Below are 1,541 nucleotides of genomic sequence, written 5' to 3'. Positions count from 1 at the left end.
CGGTTGGATTTTGGAAAGAAAATGAGCATGCGTCGTAAGAAATATGTCCTTAGTCTATCCTTTGACCAGTATTTAAAACGATTACTTTAAATCAAAAAAGTGTTTGAGGTAGAAAAAAGCCGAAGACCGTTTCATGCGTTTGTCGTGGGAATAAAAGACCAAAATATCGTTTTCACTGAGGATTATAATATGGGAACCCACCTAGAACTCCATGGTCACTTGGATTACATGCCTCCTAAATGCCCAGTATGCAAGGGACAAATGGCAAAATATGACTTCCAGAAAGCCTCAAAAATCCCCTACCTAGAAACAGCTGGTTATCCACTCCTTATCCGCCTTAGAAAGCGTCGCTTCAAGTGTAAAGAATGCGGAAAAATGGTGGTCGCAGAAACGCCCCTTGTCAAGAAAAACCACCAAATCTCTCGCGCTGTCAACCAGAAAATTGCTCAGCTACTCATCGAGAATCAAGCAATGACACCTATTGCACATAGACTATTTATTTCAACATCATCATTCCTCAGAAAATGAAATGAGTTCAAGTTTGAAACGGATTGGAACAAACTGCCAGAAGTCATGTCTTGGGATGAGTATGCCTTTAAAAAGGGAAAAATGAACGTTATCGCTCAAGATTTCAATTCCCTAAATGTCATCGCCATTCTGGACGCAAGAACACAAGCAAGCATCCGAAACCACTTTCTACGCTATCCTAGACAGGTTAGAAATCGGGTCAACGTCATTACCATGGATATGTTTAGCCCCTACTACAAATTGGCTAAACAACTATTTCCTAATGCAAAAATTGTACTTGACCGCTTTCATATTGTACAACATGTTAGTCGCGCTATGAATCAATTCGACAGAAAATCTCAGGAATATCGGGCTTTGAAGCGCTACTGGAAAGTGATACAGCACGATAGTCGTAAACTAAGTGATAAACGATTCTACCGTCCTATGTTTCGGATGCATTTGACTAACAAGGAAATGCTAGAAAAACTCTTATCATTCTCAGAGGAACTACGACAGCACTATGAACTCTATCAACTTCTTTTATTCCATTTCCAAGAGAAAAACTCAGACCATTTCTTTCACCTCATCGAACAGGAAATTGCTTCAGTTGACCCTATTTCCAGACGGTATTTAAGACCTTTCTAAAGGATAAGGACAAGATTTTAAATGCATTGGAATTGCCTTATTCTAACGCCAAATTGGAAGCTACTAATAATCTCATCAAAGTCATCAAACGAAATGCTTTTGGATACAGGAACTTTGAAAACTTTAAAAAACGGAATTTGATTGCCTTAAACATCAAAAAAGAGAAAACGAATGTCGTTCTCTCTAGATGTTAGCTTTTCATCTACCCACTACAGTCGATAATGACCCGGAAAACAAAAAACAGACTTCAAAAGACTGTTACAATCGGGAAGACAGGATTCGAACCTGCGACCCCTTGGTCCCAAACCAAGTACTCTACCAAGCTGAGCTACTTCCCGTATGACCTACTGTAAAAATAAATCTCCCCTAACGAAACCCATTAAGCGAGC

1 tRNA gene and 1 pseudogene are annotated in these 1,541 nt (G+C 39.5%); one reads left to right on the top strand and one right to left on the bottom strand.

From position 1 onward, the window contains the following. Positions 1-99: 99 nt before the first annotated feature. Positions 100-1,346: pseudogene (locus ABPH35_RS10770) on the top strand (ISL3 family transposase). A gap of 70 nt (positions 1,347-1,416) precedes the next feature. On the opposite strand, the gene ABPH35_RS10765 reads toward ABPH35_RS10770, so the two are convergent. Next, positions 1,417-1,490: transfer RNA gene (locus ABPH35_RS10765), tRNA-Pro, on the bottom strand. Between the last annotated feature and the right edge of the window lie 51 nt (positions 1,491-1,541).

The sequence above is a fragment of the Streptococcus handemini genome, from assembly GCF_040984445.1.
Taxonomy (GTDB): Bacteria; Bacillota; Bacilli; order Lactobacillales; family Streptococcaceae; genus Streptococcus; species Streptococcus handemini.
This window is presented reverse-complemented; position numbering and strand designations above follow the sequence as displayed.